An 18,275-nucleotide genomic window follows, 5' to 3' on the forward strand; every position below is an offset into this window, starting at 1 on the left:
AAGTCTTTTATATGATGCAATAATCCTTTGCGTTCTGCAATCAAAACTATCCGATTGCGTTTACGCGATTAAAACCCTCCGCTTGCGCCTAGGCGATCAGATTACCGCTTGTAAAGAGGGCATCGATATCAACACTATTGACACCTTCAAGGACGGCAATTGTCTGGAAAGCGCCGCTTCCTGTCGGGTCCACCTGCAGCAGCGTATTGCCGCCATCCGGTGTTGCCTTGACGAAGTCGGACAGCGTATGCGCCAGCGGGTCAAACCCGGCAAGAACATCACTGATATCCAGCGTGTCGCCCTGAGCGATATCAAAATCGGTGATTGTGTTGACGCCCGTATCTCCGGCATGGAAGATAAAGGTATCTGCACCGGAACCGCCGGACAGAACATCATCGCCGTCACCGCCATAGAGCAGATCATCGCCTTCCTGACCGTAGATGAAGTCATTTCCGCCGCCGCCGTAGATTTCGTCATCGCCGCCTGTGCGGGTCTGTCCGGACGGGCCGATTGACTCTGCGGCCAGTTCTTCGGCATGGGATTTGATATACTCGATCGTATCCGCACGCGTCCAGTCAGGGTTGGTTGCGCTTTCGCCGGCTTCAAGACGGGCGAAGACCTCCCAGCCCGATCCGGGCAGTGTGGACAAACCATGTGCCGAAGCAAGACCGTCGGTGAACAAAGCATCACCAAAGATCATATCGCCGCCGTCACCGCCGGTCAGAACATCGTCACCGACGCTGCTCAGCTGGTTCAGCGGGCTGGCGCCTGTCAGCGTTGCCGACAGATCATCAACGGACGCATTCAGCGCATCACCGTTTGAATCGATCAGGTCAAGGCGTCCCAGCGTTGTGGAACTGACACCGATACCGATACCGATGACGGTGCTGAGGCTTTGCAGACTGGCGATCTCATTCGTGCCGTCTGCGGGTGTGCCGTCAGCGCCGATTTCATCCATCACGGTTGCGGCGCTGCCGCTTGATGTGCCGCCGCTGTTATTGACATAGCGGTTGGGCTCACCGTCACTGACGAAATAGGTGTAGTTTTCAGCGCCGGAGATCGGTTCACTGCCGGACAGCCATGCAATCGCATCCTGCATCGGATCCTCGTAATTGGTATATCCGTTTGCGGACAGACCGTTAACGAAGCTGATCGCTGCGGCAAGACCTGCCGCCGTGCCGACGTCAAAGGTTGCACCGGTTTGGGCAGAGGTTGCGAAAGGTACGAAATGAACCTTCACATCACCGCCGTTATAGCTGTTGAAGTCGTTCAGCATGTCTGTCACGGCACTTTTCAGCTGCGTCAGTTTACTGCCGCTCATCGAGCCGCTGACATCAAGGATCAGAGCGATATTATAGTCTTGCTCCTGCGTTTCCATGCTGGCGCCGCCGACATCACCGACCAGAATATCACCGGAACCCGTACCGACGATATCGCCTGTACCGTCCCCGACTTCGTAACTTGTGGTCGAGCTGTCGGCATCATCGACGTTTTTGCCGACTTTCAGAACCGGCGAATCCGCCTTCAAGGTCAGAAGTGCTGTCGAAATATCACCATCGCCATCTGTCAGCGTGTATTCGAACACGTCGCAAATATCGGAAGCCGGTGTTCCCGGATAGCTGTAGGTGACATCATTGAGCAGGAAGGATGAGGCATCCAGACCGCCTGCGGTTTTAACGGAGTAAACGTCAAAGCCTGTGATGTCGCCGCCAAAGCTGCTTGCATCCAGTGTGATGGTAATCACACCGCCGACCGGAGTCGTGCTGCCAATGGCAAATTCGTAATCCACGGGTGTCGGGTTGCCGTCAACATAGACCTTAAAGTCGATGCCGCCATTCAGGTTATTTGCCCCGATATCGGCGATTTTCACCGTGATGGTTTCCGCAGCATGTGCCAGTGCAACATTCAGGGTTTCGCCTGCAGGCCAGACTTTGTCTGATCCGCCGCCTGCGATACCGATGCCGGAGCCGTCCTGCGAGACCCATCTGAGGTCAGCGCCGTTTGTGGAGGTTACGGTGATACCGTCTTTGGTGAATGTGTCGCTTGTTCCGGCAACATCACCGGCAACAGGCGCAAGTGTTCCGCCGCCGCCGGGGATATCGAAACCGCCGGCACCCGGGAACAGCGTGTAGTTATAAGACCCGTCGGAGAAAATCTCCAGCGTGCCGTAATCACCGTCAATCGTGGTCGAGCCGCCATCGGGAACCGCGACAGTGTTTGCGCCGAAGGAGACTTCGGTCACTGTGTTGGCATCATCCTCGCTGAGGCTGTCGGCAGCGCCTGCGCCGCCGTTTTCACCTGTGACGACATCACCATCCGTACCACCCGTAGAGGCGTCGAATTTGTTGAAATCATCATGGGCGACCGGGCCGTCATCAAGGATGGTGACGGTAATTGTGCCCGTATCCGTTCCGCCGCCGCTACCTGTGGCGGTGACGCCGAAATCAATGGTGATATCGTCATTCGGATCCAGCGTATCGGGATGATCCAGCGTGCCGATCAACGTAAAGGCATAAGCGCCGCCGGGCTGCAAGGCCAGCGTAAAGACAGCAACGCCGTTTGCCATACCCGTATAGGTATTGCCGGAGAGCGTGACGGTGACCGGATGACCTTCGGAGGTCAGCGGTACACTTGAAGAAACGCTGCTTTCGCCCGTTGCGGAGAATGTTCCGCTGCCGGATTCGAACGTGGCTGTCACGGCATCATTGTGAACCAGCGATCCCGTATCCAGATTGGTTTCATCCAGCGTCAGGTCGTCGCCTTTCATTTTGACTTCTTCAACCGAGTTGTCTTTCACCTGCAGTTTCAGGATGGCGGTGTCATTATCGCCGTCGCCATCTGTCAGCTCATAGGTGAATTCTTCGGTGACGGTCTGGTTCCACGCAATACCGTGCGCAGGGTCCAGCGTATAGGTGTAAGAGCCGTCGGAGAAGATTTCCAGCGTACCGTAAGTACCGTCAATCGTGACGCTGCCGCCATCGGGCACGGCCTTTGTTGTCGCGCCGAAGCTGATTTCCGTGACGGTATTGGCGTCATCTTCACTGGTGGCATCGGCAGATGCAGCCGGATTGACGCTACCCGCACCGGTGATGACATCACCTGCCGTCGAGGTGTCGGATGTTTCCATCTTCGCGAAATCATCATGAGCCGTTACGCCATCATCATGGACATTGACCGTAATGGTCGTTGTCGCGGATTCACCGTCATTATCGGTGGCGATGGCGCCGAAAGTGAGTTCGATCACATCATCGGGGTCAGCCGGGTTTGCGTGGTCCAGCGTGCCGATAAGTGTGAAAGTGTAATCACCATTTGCCAGTATTTGCAGGGTGAAGACGGTTTCCGTACCGGCCTTACCTGTAAAGGTGTCACCTGTTTGGGTAACGGTGACCGGGATGCCTTCCGAGGTCAGGCTGCCGCCTGCGGCAGAACCGCCAAAGCCGAATGTGCTTGCATCACCTGCGGCGAATGTGCCGGGCGCATCCGCACCGAAATCAGCTGTCAGACTGTCGGAGAAGGTAATGTTACCGGCAGACAAATCCGTTTCATCCACAATAACGGGATCAGGCGTCACAACTTGCGGTACGTCATCAGGCATGATTTTAATCGTCAAATCAGCTGTTGAGGTGTCGCTGTCGCCATCCGTCAGTTCATAAGTAAAGACATCGCTGGGGCAGTCGGGACCGATGGTCAGGTCAAAGACCAGATCGTCGTAATCCTCGTCTCCCAAATTCGGCAGATCTTCAAAACCGATGCGCAGCGAGCCGTCCGGCGCAAGGCCGGAAAGGACACGTACGGTGCCGTCGGGGTTCAGATCAGGGGAGGCATCCGCACGGTCTGTCGTGTGGAAAACCTGATGATGTCCGCCACCGCCCGGAGGATCTTGCAGAACGGTAATCGCACCGCCCGGATCCTGATGCACCAGCGTAATATCTGCGCCGTTGTCATGGATTGTGGCGGGGCGTTCATCCGGCGTACCGATTTTATAGATGAATTCTAGCGAGCCGCCGACAAGATCAAGCGCGCCGTAATTATTCAGCGTGTCGCCATCGGCAATCAGGAAGAAACCGATGCTTTGACCACCGCTGCCGGGAATGTCGAAATCGACCGTATCGCCCGGAGAGGCGGTGTTACCGTTCTGGATAATAAACTGGACTTCACCGATCGTGCCGTCAGCGGCGATGGTGTAAACACCCAGCGTATTGTTATAGCCTGCCGCTTCGGAAACGAAGGTTACCGACCCTGTGGTGTCGTAATCGACATCAAGGCTACCGGAGGCAATACCCAGCTGGCTGTCATAAAGGCCGTAGATTGACGTGCCTTCCACAACCGGCGGGAAGTTATTGGTTTCCGTGAAGTCATAGGAAATCAGATCGCCCCAGTTATTGAACAGCGTATAAGTGTAGGAACCGTCAGAGAACATTTCCAGCGTACCGTAATCACCGTCAATTGTGGCGCTGCCGCCTGCGGGGACATCAACAGATGTGCCGCCGAACTGGATTTCGGTGACGGTATTGGTGTCATCTTCACTCAGCTCGTCTGCGGCGGCTGCCGGATCAACGCTCCCGGCACCGCTGATAACGTTACCGTTTGTTGAATCGCTACCTGTTGTTGCGGCTTCGAAACTGTTGAAATCATCATGGGCGACCGGACCGTCATCAAGGATGGTGACAGTAATTGTGCCGGTATCCGTTCCGCCGCCGCTGCCTGTGGCGGTGACGCCGAAATCGATGGTGATATCGTCATTGTGGTCAAGGATATCGGGATGATCCAGTGTGCCGATCAACGTAAAGGCATATGTGCCGTTCGGTTGCAGAACCAGCGTAAAGACGGTCGCACCGCCCGCCGCCGTACCCGTATAGGTATTGCCGGAGAGTGTGACGGTGACCGGTTGACCTTCGGAGGTCAAAGGCACGCTTGAAGAAACACTGCTTTCGCCCGTTGCCGAGAATGTTCCGCTGCCGGATTCGAATGTGGCTGTTACGGCATCATTATGAACCAGTGCGCCCGTATCCAGATTTGTTTCATCCAGCGTCAGGTCATCGCCTTTCATTTTGACTTCTTCGACAGAATTATCTTTGATCTGCAGTTTCAGAATGGCGGTATCGGCATCGCCGTCGCCATCTGTCAGCTCATAGGTGAATTCCTCGGTGACGGTGTCATTCCATGCAATACCGTGCGCAGGGTCCAGCGTATAGGTGTAGGAACCGTCGGAGAAGATTTCCAGCGAGCCGTAGGTACCGTCAATTGTGACACTGCCGCCGTCGGGCACGGCCAGCGTTGTGCCGCCGAAGCTGATTTCCGTGACGGTATTGGTGTCGTCTTCACTCGGCGCATCCGCGGATGCCGCCGGATTGACGCTGCCCGCACCGGTGATGACGTCACCGGCTGCCGTGGTATCGGAGGTATTCATTTTCGCGAAATCATCATGGGCGACCGGACCGTCATCAAGGATGGTGACGGTAATTGTGCCCGTGTCGGTTCCGCCGCCGCTACCTGTGGCGGTGACGCCGAAATCAATGGTGATATCGTCATTCGGATCCAGCGTATCGGGATGATCCAGTGTGCCGATCAGCGTAAAGGCATAGGTGCCGTCTGTTTGCAGAACCAGCGTAAAGACCGTCGCACCGCCTGCCGCCGTACCCGTATAGGTATTGCCGGACAGGGTCACGGTGACGGGTTGGCCTTCGGAGGTCAGCGGCACACTTGAAGAAACGCTGCTTTCGCCTGTGGCGGAAAATGTTCCGCTACCGGATTCGAATGTGGCTGTCACGGTATCATTATGAACCAGCGATCCCGTATCCAGATTTGTTTCATCCAGCGTCAGGTCGTCGCCTTTCATTTTGACTTCTTCCACGGAATTGTCATGGATTTGAAGTTTCAGAATGGCGGGGTCGCTGTCGCCGTCGGAATCCGTCAGGACATAGGTAAATTCTTCGGTAACAGTGTCATTCCACGCAATACCGTGCGCGGGATCCAGCGTATAGGTGTAGGAGCCATCGGAGAAAATCTCCAGCGTACCGTAAGTACCGTCAATCGTCACGCTGCCGCCGACGGGAACGGCCAGTGTTGTTGCGCCGAAGCTGATTTCGGTGACATCGTTGCCGCCGTCTTCACTCAGCTCATCCGCGGCTGCTGCCGGGTTGACGCTGCCGGCACCGGTGATCACATCACCTGCTGTCGACGTGTCGGAGGTTTCCATTTTTGCAAAATCGTCATTGGCAACCGGGCCGTCATCATAGACGGTAATCAGAATATTGCCGCTGCCGACATCGCCGTCGCTATCCGTGGCGTTGATGCCGAAGCTGATGGTCAGCGTATCATTTGGGTCAGCCGCATTCGGATGCTCCAAAGGCAGGAATTGCGTATAGGTGTAATCGCCATTCGGCAGAATAACCAGTGTAAAGACCGTCGCACCGCCTGCGGTTTCACCCGTATAGGTTCCCGAACCGGCATCAAATGTAATGGTGACGGCTTCACCGCCGGAAATCAGCGGCGCTGTGGAAGACGAGCTGTTGTCACCGGCAACTGTGCCGGGGCCGTCGCCGTCATAATCAACGGTTACCGTATCGCTGACCGTCAGATTGCCGGCATCGAAATTGGTTTCGTCAACGGCCTGCGCGGCCTGACCGATTGTCGGCTGTCCGTCCGCATTGATGGTTAATGTGGCGGGATCGCTGTCGCCGTCGCCATCCGTCAGCAGATAGGTGAAGACATCATCGGCGGGGTTCGTCTCGCCGGTATAAGTGTAAGTATATGTTCCGTCTGCAAAAATCTCGAGCGTACCGTTATTACCGTTAATGGTCACGGATCCCGCTGCCGGAACGGCAACGGTTGTGGCACCGAAAGAAATTTCGGTCACGGTATTGGTATCATCCTGGGACAGGTCATCTGCGGAAGCGGCAGGGGTTGTGCTGCCGGCACCTGTGATCACATTACCTGTCGTGCTGCCTGCGGTTTTAAAGAATGTCGCGAAATCATCATTGGCAACCGGGCCGTCATCGAGAACTGTGACGGTAATAAAGCCGTCAGCCGTTCCGCCGCCGCTGCCTGTGGCCGTGACACCGAAATCAATGGTGATGTCATCATCGGGATCCAGTGTATCGGGGTGATCCAGCGTGCCGATCAGATTAAAGGTGTAATTTCCTGTGGCAGGGTCAAGAACCAATGTAAAGACGGTCGTGCCGCCGGCTGTCGTACCTGTATAGGTGTCGCCTGTCAGTGTGACGGTGACCGGTTGGCCTTCGGAGGTCAGCGGAACGCTGGATGTGACCGTCGCCGCACCTGTTGCGGCGAATGTGCCGGAGCCGGAGCTGAAAGTCGCATTCAAACTATCGGAAACGCTTTGCGTTCCTGCGGCGAGATCGGTTTCATCGACCAGTTCCGCGCCGTCAACCAGCGTGACGGTTTCCGCTTGTTGCAGCGGCGGCTGGTATTCACGGTCGGGCGCGCGGTAATCCAGCGCGGTCGGGTTGATCGGGCCGATATCCTCGAGTCCGTTAAAATCCGTGCTTTGATAGGGTGTCTGGAAACCGAATCCGGTATTGCCGCCACCGCCTGCGGCGTCACCTGCGGCAGGCTCGATCTCGGTCAATTGTGTTGCCAGCGAGACCATGGAGGGGAAATCCGAAACCTTGACGGGTGATCCGTCAGGCAGCTGCAGTTCCGTTGCATCTGCGACGACGCTGTAATTCGGAATGATAATCTGTGCCCCGTCACCAAAGCTGATGACAAGATTGTTGTTGATAACACCGGCATCCTGCGGCGCGTCAATGCCGAATCCAAGCGTATAGCTTTTACCGGCATCCATTGAAATCGTAACGGTTTCTCCTGCGCCCGGTTTCTGGATGACTTCGGGGGCGGGTTCCTGATAGCCAAGCTGTGTCGGATCGACCGTTCCCTGTGCTTCAAGATTTTGCGTATCGGTATTGGCGACCTGGTCGGCAGAGGCGACAACTTCGCTTTCCTCTGTTTTTTCAGCGGCTTCTTCACCGGCGGCGGGGGCAATCTCGTTCATGTCTGCAGCGGCGACATCCTGATCATAGGAAACGGAAGAGGACAGGCTGGATACCAAAACGCTGAGGTCGATGACATCACCGCCCGAGATTTGAACGGTCGGCGGGTTTTCGGCACCCAGTGTTGCGGCGTAATCTTCGATAATAAGGCTGGAACCGTCTTTAAAGCCGATGCTTAAGGCGCCCTCGGTATTGACGGAGACTTTGCTGAGCTCGGTGGTGGGGAAATCCAGAAGTACCCGTTCCGTACCGGAAATCTCGACACTTGCCGTCATTCCCGCATCCGGTTTTCCAAAAACGGTGACGTTTTGATTGCCGGTTTCAATATTCTGTTCGATTGCCATGTTCTCGTACCTCTTTTGCCTTTATTTCCCTGCTTTTGCGTGGTCGCTTATTCGTGCGGCTTGCACCCTTCAAGATTTTGTCCCTGCCGGAAACCGGAAAACCCCGAATTTCCCCCATGTTCTAAGCATTTCCAATACCAAAGTAAAACAATAAATCTAAAAAACCCTTAACGCTTCTGAAAAAAACAAGCATAAGCCACTGGCTGATGCTTGATTCTATCGCGGAAACCATAAAGATTCTGCAGAGTTATAACATTCTTTTGACATATTGTCAAACTGATAATTATGTTTAATCAGGTGTGGAAATCAGTTCTTCGGGGCAGAGAATCGCGGCAGTTCATAACCGCATTTTTTCTCGGTCTCTTTCTGTTCTTTGAGGTAGTTGGAAAAAGTGTCGATACGGCTGTGTTTTGTGTCCGCTTTTTTGACGGCGGCTTCCAATGTGTCGCGCACCGTGCTGCTGAACAGCGCCTGCATATCGCTTATCACATCTGTTGCTGTCTTTCCGCGCGGCACAACACGTCCGTTGACCTTTTCGGCATTGGCTTTGACCAGATCGTCAATGACCGCGCCGTAATTTTCGATGGCGGTTTTGTTGAACATGGCGTGCAGCTCCTCATGTTCTGTGACGTCATCCTTGTAACAGCTGTGATCCAGCAGCTCCGCGGCGGTCTGGATTTTCTGCGAGAAGGTGACGTCGATATCAATGTCTTTTAGATGGACGCAATCCTCGCCATTAACGCGATAGGTTGTGCCGCTGACATTGACGCTATAGCTGTAATTGCCGCTGGTGACGCCAAGCGTCTGGGTGGAGTCGGGAAGGAAGTTGTGATGTAACGCATCCAGATCGGCGACCGTCAGACTGGTATGGTCGTAAACGGTTTCCTTGACGGTGACGGTGCTGTTGATCTGCGGTTCTGCTGTGACATGCGTACAGCTGTCAAGGCGGCGCAGCGGCAGTTCCGACAAATTGCGGTAGCTGTATTGAAAGCTGGTTGCCGCGCTGCGCATTTCACTGCTGGTCGCGGTTTCGGAGGGGTGATAGCTTTGCGCTTCTGCGGTTGCGGGAATCGCAACGGCGGCGAAAACGGCGGAAAGCGCCGCCGCACGCAGATATTTGCGTGGTGTTTTCTTTCCCTGTTTTTGCGGCCTTTTCTGCGGCATCATTATGTCTTTCCTGTGATGTCCGTCAGCGTAAAGGAGATACGGTAAATCTGTCAAGAATATTGCGGAATCGACTCGAAATACGACATATTCTGTTTCCATTTTCGCCCTGTTTTTATGAAAAAATGGCGGGTTTTTCATGGGTTAACTCTATGATAAATATAGCGGAAATGTGCATTATATTTGTCTTTACAGCCCTATCCCGCCTGTGCTACTAATTTATGGCTCTTACAAGCAACAGGATATATCAAATTTATATGGTTACTCGCGGACGGTCGAAACCGCTGCGGGATATTGTGAACAGGTAATAAAACCCGTTTTTTAAAGTATCTTCCAGGAAAGAAAGGTAGTGCTCCCATGGCTGAAAAGAAGAAAGTAACGAAGAAATCTGCGGCTTCAACTCCCGCATCGAAAAAATCGACACCGGCTTCGACAGAGAGAACCGTTGTGATTGCAGGTTACGTTCGCTCCCCCTTCACGCCCGCACATAAAGGCGAGCTGAAAGATGTGCGCCCGGATGATCTGGTAGCGCAAACCATTAACGGCCTTTTGAAAAAAACCGGTGTTGATCCCAATCTGATCGAAGATGTCAAACTCGGCACGGCCTTTCCCGAAGCGGAGCAAGGTCTGAATGTCGGCCGTAATATCAACTTCCTGACCGATTTGCCGAAAGAAACCGCCGGTGTGACGATTAACCGTTTCTGCGGTTCCTCCATGCAGGCCATTCATGATGCCGCCGGTATGATTGCGCTGGGTTCCGCCGATGCCGTGATTGCGGCAGGTGTTGAATCAATGTCGCGTGTGCCGATGGGCGGTTTTAACCCCGCGCCGAATCCGGATATCTACGAAAACCGTCCGGGCGTTTATATGGGTATGGGGGAAACGGCCGAGATCGTTGCCGACAAATATCATGTCGGCCGCGAGGAGCAGGAAGACCTGGCTGTCTCTTCACATGAGAAAGCCAATAAAGCCGATATCGCCGGATTGTTCCGCGATGAAATCGTCGAGATTACCAAAAAAGACGGCAGCAAAGTCGATCATGACGGCTGTATTCGTCCGGGTACCAGCAAAGAAGGTCTGTCCAAACTGAAAACCGCCTTCAAAAAAGAAGCCGATGGCGGCACGGTCACAGCCGGTACATCTTCGCCGCTGACGGATGGCGCGTCCGCCGTTCTGGTCACGACCGAAGAATTTGCCAAGAAACACGGTCTGCCGATTCTGGCGAAAATCAAATCCACGGCTGTTTCGGGCTGCGATCCGGAAACCATGGGTATGGGTCCGGTTGAAGCCACGAAAAAAGCGCTGAAACGCGCCAATCTGGATATCAGCGATATTGATGTTGTGGAAATCAACGAAGCCTTTGCGGCGCAGGGACTTGCCTGCCTGAAAGAGCTGGGTATTGATCTGGATAAAGTCAATAAGGATGGCGGCGCGATTGCCATGGGTCACCCGCTGGGAGCTTCCGGCGCGCGTATCACCGGTAAAGCGGCGCAAATCCTGAAGCGTGACGGCGGACGTTACGCGCTGGCGACGATGTGCATCGGCGGCGGTCAAGGGATTGCCACCATTCTGGAACATCCGTCCAATGATAATAAAAAGCCGAAACCGGCACCTGCGAAAACAATGGAAAAGCCTGCGGAAAAACCTGTGGCGCGCAAGCGTTCATGGAACCCGTTTAAACGCGGCTAAGCCTTAAGAGTTGTCCCGGCGCTTTTTCGAACGAGGCGCCGGGCATCTTAAGTTTTTGAAAACAGGTATTTTTACGGAATTTTGAATTTAAAGGGGTTTTTAAGATGGAAGTCAAAAAAGCAGTTGTCATCGGCGCGGGCGTCATGGGTGCGGGAATTGCCGCACAGCTGGCCAATGCCGGTATCGAAGTCGAGCTTCTCGATATTGTGCCGAAACCGAAAGAGGGACAGCCGCCGGTTGAAGACCGCGATGTGATTGCCAAATCCGCGCTGGCGCGTCTTGCCAAAGACAAACCCGCTGCCTTGATGCATCCGAAAAATGCGCGTCTGATCCGCCCCGGTAATACCGAGGACCATATGGATCGCCTGAAAGATGCCGATCTGATTATCGAGGCTGTCATCGAAAACCCGAAAATCAAATCCGCGCTGTTCACGAAAATTGACGAGAACCGTAAGCCGGGCGCGATTGTGGCCTCCAACACCTCGACCATTCCTTTGAAAGACCTGGTGGATGGCCAATCCGAAGAATTCAAAAAAGATTTCATGATCACCCACTTCTTTAACCCGCCGCGCTATATGCCGCTGCTGGAGCTGATTACCTCGGAAGATAACGATCCGAAAACCGTTGCCGATCTGACCCGCTTTATGGATGAGAAAATGGGTAAAGGCGTTATCAATTGTAACGACACGCCCGGCTTTATCGCCAACCGTATCGGGACTTTCTGGCTGCAGGCTGCGATCAATGAAGCCTTTGACCGCGGCATTGATGTTGAAGTTGCGGATGCGCTGATCGGTAAGCCGATGGGTATTCCGAAAACCGGCGTTTTCGCGCTGGTGGATATGGTCGGTCTGGATCTGATGCCGCATATCAGTGCCAGCCTGCTGGAAAAACTGCCGGATGAAGACGGCTATTGCAAAATTCACCGTGAAATCGAGCTGATCGACAAAATGATCGAAGACGGTTACACGGGCCGTAAAGGGAAAGGCGGTTTCTATCGTCTGAATACCGAAGGCGGCAAAAAGGTCAAGGAAGTGATTGATCTGCAAACAGGCGAATATCATGAAGCCACACGTCCGAAACCGAAAGCATCCGCCAAAGGCATCAAAAAAGGCCTGAAAGCCATGCTGGAAGATAAAAGCAAGGAAGGCCGGTATTCATGGGCCGTTCTGAAGCAGACGCTGGTTTATGCCGCGGAACATGCCGAGGAAGTTGCCGGTAATATCACCGCCGTCGATGACGCGATGAAAATGGGCTATAACTGGAAAAAAGGCCCGTTCGAGCTGGTTGACCAGCTGGGCGCGGACTGGTTTGTAAAAAAACTGGAAGCCGAAGGCGAAGCCGTTCCCGCATTGCTGAAAACCGCTGCGGAAAAAGGCGGATTCTACCGCGTTGATAACGGCAAATTGCAGCATCTGGGTATTGACGGCACATACCGCAATATCGAGCGCCCCGAAGGTGTGCTGCTGCTGTCGGATGTGAAACGCGCCTCGAAACCCGTTTTGCAAAACAAATCCGCGAAAGTCTGGGATATCGGCGACAGCGTTTTGTGTCTGGAATTTACCTCGCCCAATAACTCCATTGACGAGCATATTCTGGATATGATGAACAAAACCATCGATCTGATCGAGGACAAGAACAACCGTTACAAAGGTCTTGTCATTCATAACGAAGGCGATAATTTCTCCGTCGGTGCGAATCTGAAACGTGCCGTGATTGCGGTGAAAACCTTCCGTTACGGCGCGGTCGAGAAAATGGTCAAACAGGGACAGGACACGTTCAAGCGTTTGAAATATGCGAATTTCCCCGTTGTCGGCGCACCTGCCGGAATGGCGCTGGGCGGCGGTTGTGAAACCCTGCTGCATTGTGACGGCGTTCAGGCACATGCCGAGACCTATATCGGCCTGGTTGAACTGGGCGTTGGTTTGATCCCCGCATGGGGCGGCTGTACGGAAATGCTGACACGTGCGACGCAGAACCCGAAGATGCCGGGCGGCCCGATGCCGCCGGTTGCGAAAACCTTTGAAACCATCGGTACGGCAAAGGTTTCGACCTCTGCCGCCGAGGCGAAAGACCTGCTGTTCCTGCGTAAGGAAGACAAAATCAGCATGAACAAACAGCGCCTGCTGGCCGATGCCAAAACGCGCGTTCAGGATATGCTGAAAAACGGTTACACGCCGGAAGAGCCGAAAAACATGCGCCTGCCGGGTAAGACCGGTCATTCCGCCCTGAATATGGCGATTGACGGTTTCTATTCGCAGGGGCTGTCCACACCTTATGATGTTGTGCTGGCTGACCAGCTGGCCGAAGTTCTGACGGGCGGCAAAAAAGGCGACCAGACGGTTGAAATGACGCAGGATGAAATCCGCGATCTGGAACGGCAGAATTTCGTGCGCCTGATCAAGGAAAAGCGGACATTCAAACGCATCATGCATATGCTGAACACGAATAAGCCGCTGCGTGAAGGACCCGACCCGAAACACCGCAGCACACATCAGCTGCGTGCGGAAATGCGCAAGCCGAGCCTGTTCAAACGCATTACCTCGCCTTTCAGCTCAGCCGCTGAAAAGCCGGTGAAGACCAAACCGACTTGCGAGGTAAAGCCGCAAAACGACGCGCCGAAAGAAGCCGCAAATACGGATAAAGCGCCGGAGGCGAAACAGGATAACAAACCGCAGGCACAGCCTGCTGCGACGAAAGATAAAAAAGCCGGAAACAAGCCGTAAGATTTAAGCGGAATCCTGCTTGACAGTTTTACCGCTTTCGCGTATTTTTCGGTTTATTCATGACTTTCATGAGTCGCGGGTGTAGCTCAGGGGTAGAGCGCAACCTTGCCAAGGTTGAAGTCGAGAGTTCGAATCTCTTCACCCGCTCCATGAAAAAGCCGCCTTCGGGCGGCTTTTTTCATGGATGGGGTCAAGCAGTGGACGAACTCTTTCAGGAGGCGTTCATAAGGCGTGCCGCAGGCACGACCCGCCTCCCGTTCGACGGCTTGCGCAAGCAAGACGCGGCGTCGCGCAGCGACGTCAATCTCTTCACTTATAGGAAAGAAATGTTTTAATGATCAAATACGGCATTATTACTATTTTTTGTCTGGGTATTTATTCCTCGGTCGCATTTGCATCACAGCAGAAAAATGCGGCCACCTGTAGCCCAGAAAAAGCCGTATATAAGCCACATCCGAAATACAAGCTTTTGGAAAATGAAGGAATTGATTTAACTCTCACAATCTCCCGAGAGGGGGTAACAAACCCAGATGTGTACGGACATTATGCGGATTTTGTTATAGATGTTTACGATGTAAAAAAGCAGCATCTGCGGGCAAAGATTAAACTTCGATGGTCTTGCAGCGGGGGTTCTTACCCAACGTGCTCCACAGGAATTGGTAATGGACGAAATTTGGCAGTGGTTGGGCTGGATAAAGACTATGGGGGAGGACCCCCTAGGACGGCTGGCGAATACTCCTCCCACACTCTTGTTTTTCCGTGGATGGGCTCCTCTGTACATTACTCGTTTATGTATCCGGATAAGCGGAAGCGCTATTACTTTCCTCAAGAGGAAGATGTGGATCACCCTTACTTTTTCTTCCCTGAAGTATGGTTGTTTGAAAGTTGCAAAGCCCCATAACTTGACATAACCCAAAATTTATCATAATCTTTCCTCTTTCAAAACGACTCATACTTAAAAAACATGAAGGAGGAAAATTCATGTCCGACAAAAAACTCACCGACCAGCACAAAGACGCGCTGAAACCTGCCGCAAAATCCGCGGAAGATTTCGGCCCCTATATCGAAACCGATCCGGCTGCCAATGATGCGGCCAATCAGGCGATTTCGATCATTATGGGTGATCTGCCTTATTCCGAAGATGATGATGCGGAATGGGGCGTGCCGAAAGCCGTGCTGGAAAAGGCGGGCAAGGCGCTGGCCAACCGCTATATTTTCGCGGTTGAGGATATGGATGGCGAGATTGCCGTCATGACCTCCCCCTTGCGTTATTTTGTCGAGAACGGCTGCTGCAGTGACCAGACCGGCCCGATCAGCGATTTGATTCCCAAAGGCGGCGAGCTGATGGAATCAAGCTGGGAAATCTACGAAAAAGGCGTTGATACCGCCGTAGATGCCGCGAAATATATGCAGAAACAGGGCTTTTTCTGGAATAAGGACTTCCAGAACTTTATCGATGCTTCGCAAACCGCAGACATCGCCAAGGCGTTGGCACCTGCTGAAAAGCCCGCAAATAAATCCGGCGCGAAACCGAAATTTTAATCTACGGGTATTCGGGGGCTATTTTTTGGCGAGGTCTGACATGCATTGCCATGCCAGCTCGTTAATCCAGTCGGACAGCGTGTAATACCAGTGGTTATGCCCCGTCAGCTCGATATAAGCGGCGGGGTGTCCCGCATCGGCGAAAAGCTGTGCGGCGTAACGGGCGCGGATGGCGGGCATTGATGCATCATCGGAGCCGTTGATGACGCAGAGCGGAATCTTCCGCTTTGACGCCTTGATGACAGGCAGGAATTTCTTATTCGTCACCATCCCCGCATGCATGGCGGCAGCGGCAAGATTTTGAGAAAAAGGGCAACCAGCGGCAGCCCGACAACCGCGCCGTTGGAATGGCCGAACAGGTAAATCCTGCGCGCATCGACGCGTTTATCCTGCTGCAGGAATTGCAGCAGCGCGGCGATAAAGGCCTTATCCGCGTCAAAATCCCAGTAATGATCGACCGCGTCAGGCGCGACGAGAATCATGCCGTGACGTTCGGCGGATTTGCGCCAGCTGTCAGCCATTGAAATACCGTCCCTCTCCGCCCCGTGCAGCAGAATCATGGCGGGGGCATGCGGTTTCAGGCTGCGCGGCACATAGAGGTAAAACACACGTTTCTTTTCGGCAATGCCCAGCGCGTATTTTTCAAGCCCGACCGGGCTGGGCGTATAGGGCATGATATAGCGCGATGCCGGAATCGGCGGCGTAATCATATGAGTGGTCAGCTTTTCAGCGGCAACAGCCTGCGGCGTGAAGAACAGCAGCAGCAAAGACAAAGAAGTAAAAACAGAAAAAATGCGCGTCAATATTTTGCTCCCGTCATAAAAAATTACCGTGACGACTGGGCATAGTATAAAAGTTCTGCGGTGAAACTGCGAGTCGGTTCGGTGTCTTTTAAAAAATTACTCTGCGGTTTCCTGAAGGTGACGGAGGAGTTCGGGATCATGCGGGCTGCGGATGGCGCTGCGGATAAAACCGGAAATATTGTCGGTAAACGGGCGCAGATTGAGACCTTTTTCATTTGTCTTCAGGTGCTTGCCGTGAACCAGAACGGTGACAGGCAGATTGCTGTGGTGATGGTTTTCTTTGTAGAAAAATCTTACTTCGCAAAGATCCCATTGCCGCAGATCGCCGTCACTGATCCATGTCGCCATCGGGTCGTGATCGGGGTTTATATCTTCCTGTTTGTATTCACAGAGGACGCTAGTGCGGTACATGTTTGATGTTGCACCATTCACTTCAAAAAAGACGCGCCGTGCGGGTTCCCATCCTATATAGTCGCTGCTGTTTCTTCGGGGCGGAAATAATCCGATATAGCGCAAAAACCGTTGCTTTAGGCTGAGGGGTAGGCGGTAGTGCGGTATAAAAGAGGCGAATTCCGCTTGTTTTTGTCGAATTGGGAGGGTTTTTCCCGATTTGGCGGCGGCGGTGTAGGTGTCTTGTGATATGAGGGGCGCGTTGATGATGATTTTAACGGCATTCTCGTAAATATCCGGGATGTTAGGCCCTTTCTTTGTATGTATGTAGCAGCCCCCGTGATCAGTCGCGGGGTAGTTATGAAACAGGCTGTGAACATTGCCGTCATAACTGACCTGTTTGTCTTCAATAAGGTGACAGAGGGGTTGCCATGTGTCGTAAACGGCAAAGACAGTAAAAGGCTTTCCCTTGAGGAGGGATTGATGGGCTGTTTTCGTAAGAAAATAATCACTGGAGACTTTGAAAAAACGGTTGCCTGCCAGAAGAAAAACCGATTTCTGTTCTGTTTCTTCGCAGCGTAAGTAATAAGATCGACTTACAAGACAGGCATTTGCGGAATGCGGATATATCAAAATCAGCAAAAGGGTAAGCAGGAAGAGCTGTTTTTTCATCTATCTGTGCTTTGCCAAAGGAAGAATGAAAACCACCTTTAGTATAAAGGGGTTGATAAGAAACCGCGAGTCGGTTTCGCGGGATTATTTGCCGTTCAGGCGGGCGGCGTTTTTGGCGACTTCGCGGCGCAGCGGGCTGACCGGAGAGAGTAGTTTGTTTTTCAGCGCCGTATGCGGAACCTCTTTTTGGTAATAGGCCTCGGAATTTAACGCGATTTGTCTGCCGTCTTTGAAGAATCCGGCGACGACGGCGCGGGCGTTTTTCTCCCCCGCTTCGCCCGGCGGGGCGAGTTCTTCGCGGGCCAGCGCAATGGTAAGATGGTCATCGGCCTGATGTATCAGCACATGCGGGACCTTTTCATCATGCAGATATTGCAGGAAAGCCGCGCCGATTTCTGCGGGTTTGAAATCCTGTTTCTTGTGTTCGAGAATATTGCCGTCGCGGTCTTTCAGCACTTCTTCGATCGCCGCATTGCCAAAGCTGAGCGTGACGACCATCGCCTGTTCGGCATAGAGATTTGCCTTTTCAACGGCTTTTTGAAAATCATCTTTCATGCGGCGGAATCCCTTTCGCGCGGTGTTGGTTTTTCACCCGCAAAGATAACGTGATATGGTAAATTTGTCAAATAACGGCAGGGGAATTTTGCGGTAATTACTTGTTTTTACTTAAGAAAGATGCTGGCGTGGATTGAGTGCGTTACGACCCTGCCGCAGCTCGAAATGCAGCTGCGGGGCGGCGACATTGCCGCTTTTGCCGACGGTGCCCAGCACCTGTCCGCGCGTGACGCGGTCGCCGCGGCTGACGCTTGCATTCTGCAAATGGCCATAGGCGCTGACCCAGCCATTGCCGTGACGCACCAGTACCAGATTGCCGAAGCTTGCCAGCTCGTTTCCGACATAGACGACGGTGCCGTCGGCGGCGGCTTTCACAGGCGT

10 protein-coding genes and 1 tRNA gene are annotated in these 18,275 nt (G+C 53.4%); 5 read left to right on the forward strand and 6 right to left on the reverse strand.

From position 1 onward, the window contains the following. Positions 1–88: 88 nt before the first annotated feature. The gene (locus tag HND56_12700; protein QKK06485.1) at positions 89–8,356 is read right to left on the reverse strand and encodes a type I secretion C-terminal target domain-containing protein; all 8,268 of its coding nucleotides are present in this window, start codon (positions 8,354–8,356) and stop codon (positions 89–91) included. Positions 8,357–8,662: 306 nt separating this feature from the next. Continuing rightward, entirely contained in the window at positions 8,663–9,523 is an 861-nt protein-coding gene (locus tag HND56_12705; protein ID QKK06486.1) for a hypothetical protein, read from the reverse strand. A gap of 354 nt (positions 9,524–9,877) precedes the next feature. Between HND56_12705 and HND56_12710 the strand changes: the two genes are divergently transcribed. The 5 genes from HND56_12710 to HND56_12730 all read left to right on the forward strand — a co-directional run bounded on the left by HND56_12710 (position 9,878) and on the right by HND56_12730 (position 15,474). Beyond that, positions 9,878–11,209, forward strand: coding sequence for a thiolase family protein (locus tag HND56_12710; protein ID QKK06487.1), 1,332 nt, complete (start codon positions 9,878–9,880; stop codon positions 11,207–11,209). A gap of 104 nt (positions 11,210–11,313) precedes the next feature. Next, positions 11,314–13,932, forward strand: a complete 2,619-nt coding sequence (locus HND56_12715) for a 3-hydroxyacyl-CoA dehydrogenase (protein QKK06488.1) — start codon at positions 11,314–11,316, stop codon at positions 13,930–13,932. A gap of 75 nt (positions 13,933–14,007) precedes the next feature. Next, positions 14,008–14,082: transfer RNA gene (locus tag HND56_12720), tRNA-Gly, on the forward strand. A gap of 184 nt (positions 14,083–14,266) precedes the next feature. Then, complete coding sequence (locus HND56_12725; protein ID QKK06489.1) at positions 14,267–14,833, forward strand: hypothetical protein; 567 nt, start codon at positions 14,267–14,269, stop codon at positions 14,831–14,833. An 80-nt stretch (positions 14,834–14,913) separates the two neighbouring features. After that, positions 14,914–15,474 (forward strand): hypothetical protein, encoded by a 561-nt coding sequence (locus HND56_12730; protein ID QKK06490.1) that lies wholly within the window; start codon positions 14,914–14,916, stop codon positions 15,472–15,474. Between the two features lie 18 nt (positions 15,475–15,492). On the opposite strand, the gene HND56_12735 is transcribed toward HND56_12730, so the two are convergent. The 4 genes from HND56_12735 to HND56_12750 all read right to left on the reverse strand — a co-directional run bounded on the left by HND56_12735 (position 15,493) and on the right by HND56_12750 (position 17,894). Next, positions 15,493–15,744: a hypothetical protein gene (locus HND56_12735; protein QKK06491.1), complete on the reverse strand. Its 252-nt coding sequence runs from the start codon at positions 15,742–15,744 to the stop codon at positions 15,493–15,495. Further along, a complete protein-coding gene (locus HND56_12740; protein ID QKK06492.1) occupies positions 15,738–16,277 on the reverse strand; it encodes a hypothetical protein in 540 nt (179 codons plus the stop codon). Before HND56_12740 ends, HND56_12735 begins: the two co-directional genes overlap by 7 nt. A gap of 96 nt (positions 16,278–16,373) precedes the next feature. Beyond that, the gene (locus HND56_12745; protein QKK06493.1) at positions 16,374–17,339 is read right to left on the reverse strand and encodes a hypothetical protein; all 966 of its coding nucleotides are present in this window, start codon (positions 17,337–17,339) and stop codon (positions 16,374–16,376) included. A gap of 84 nt (positions 17,340–17,423) precedes the next feature. Continuing rightward, complete coding sequence (locus tag HND56_12750; GenBank protein ID QKK06494.1) at positions 17,424–17,894, reverse strand: hypothetical protein; 471 nt, start codon at positions 17,892–17,894, stop codon at positions 17,424–17,426. Positions 17,895–18,275 lie beyond the last annotated feature (381 nt).

Source organism: Pseudomonadota bacterium, assembly GCA_013285465.1.
Taxonomy (GTDB): Bacteria; Pseudomonadota; Alphaproteobacteria; order Micavibrionales; family CSBR16-224; genus CSBR16-224.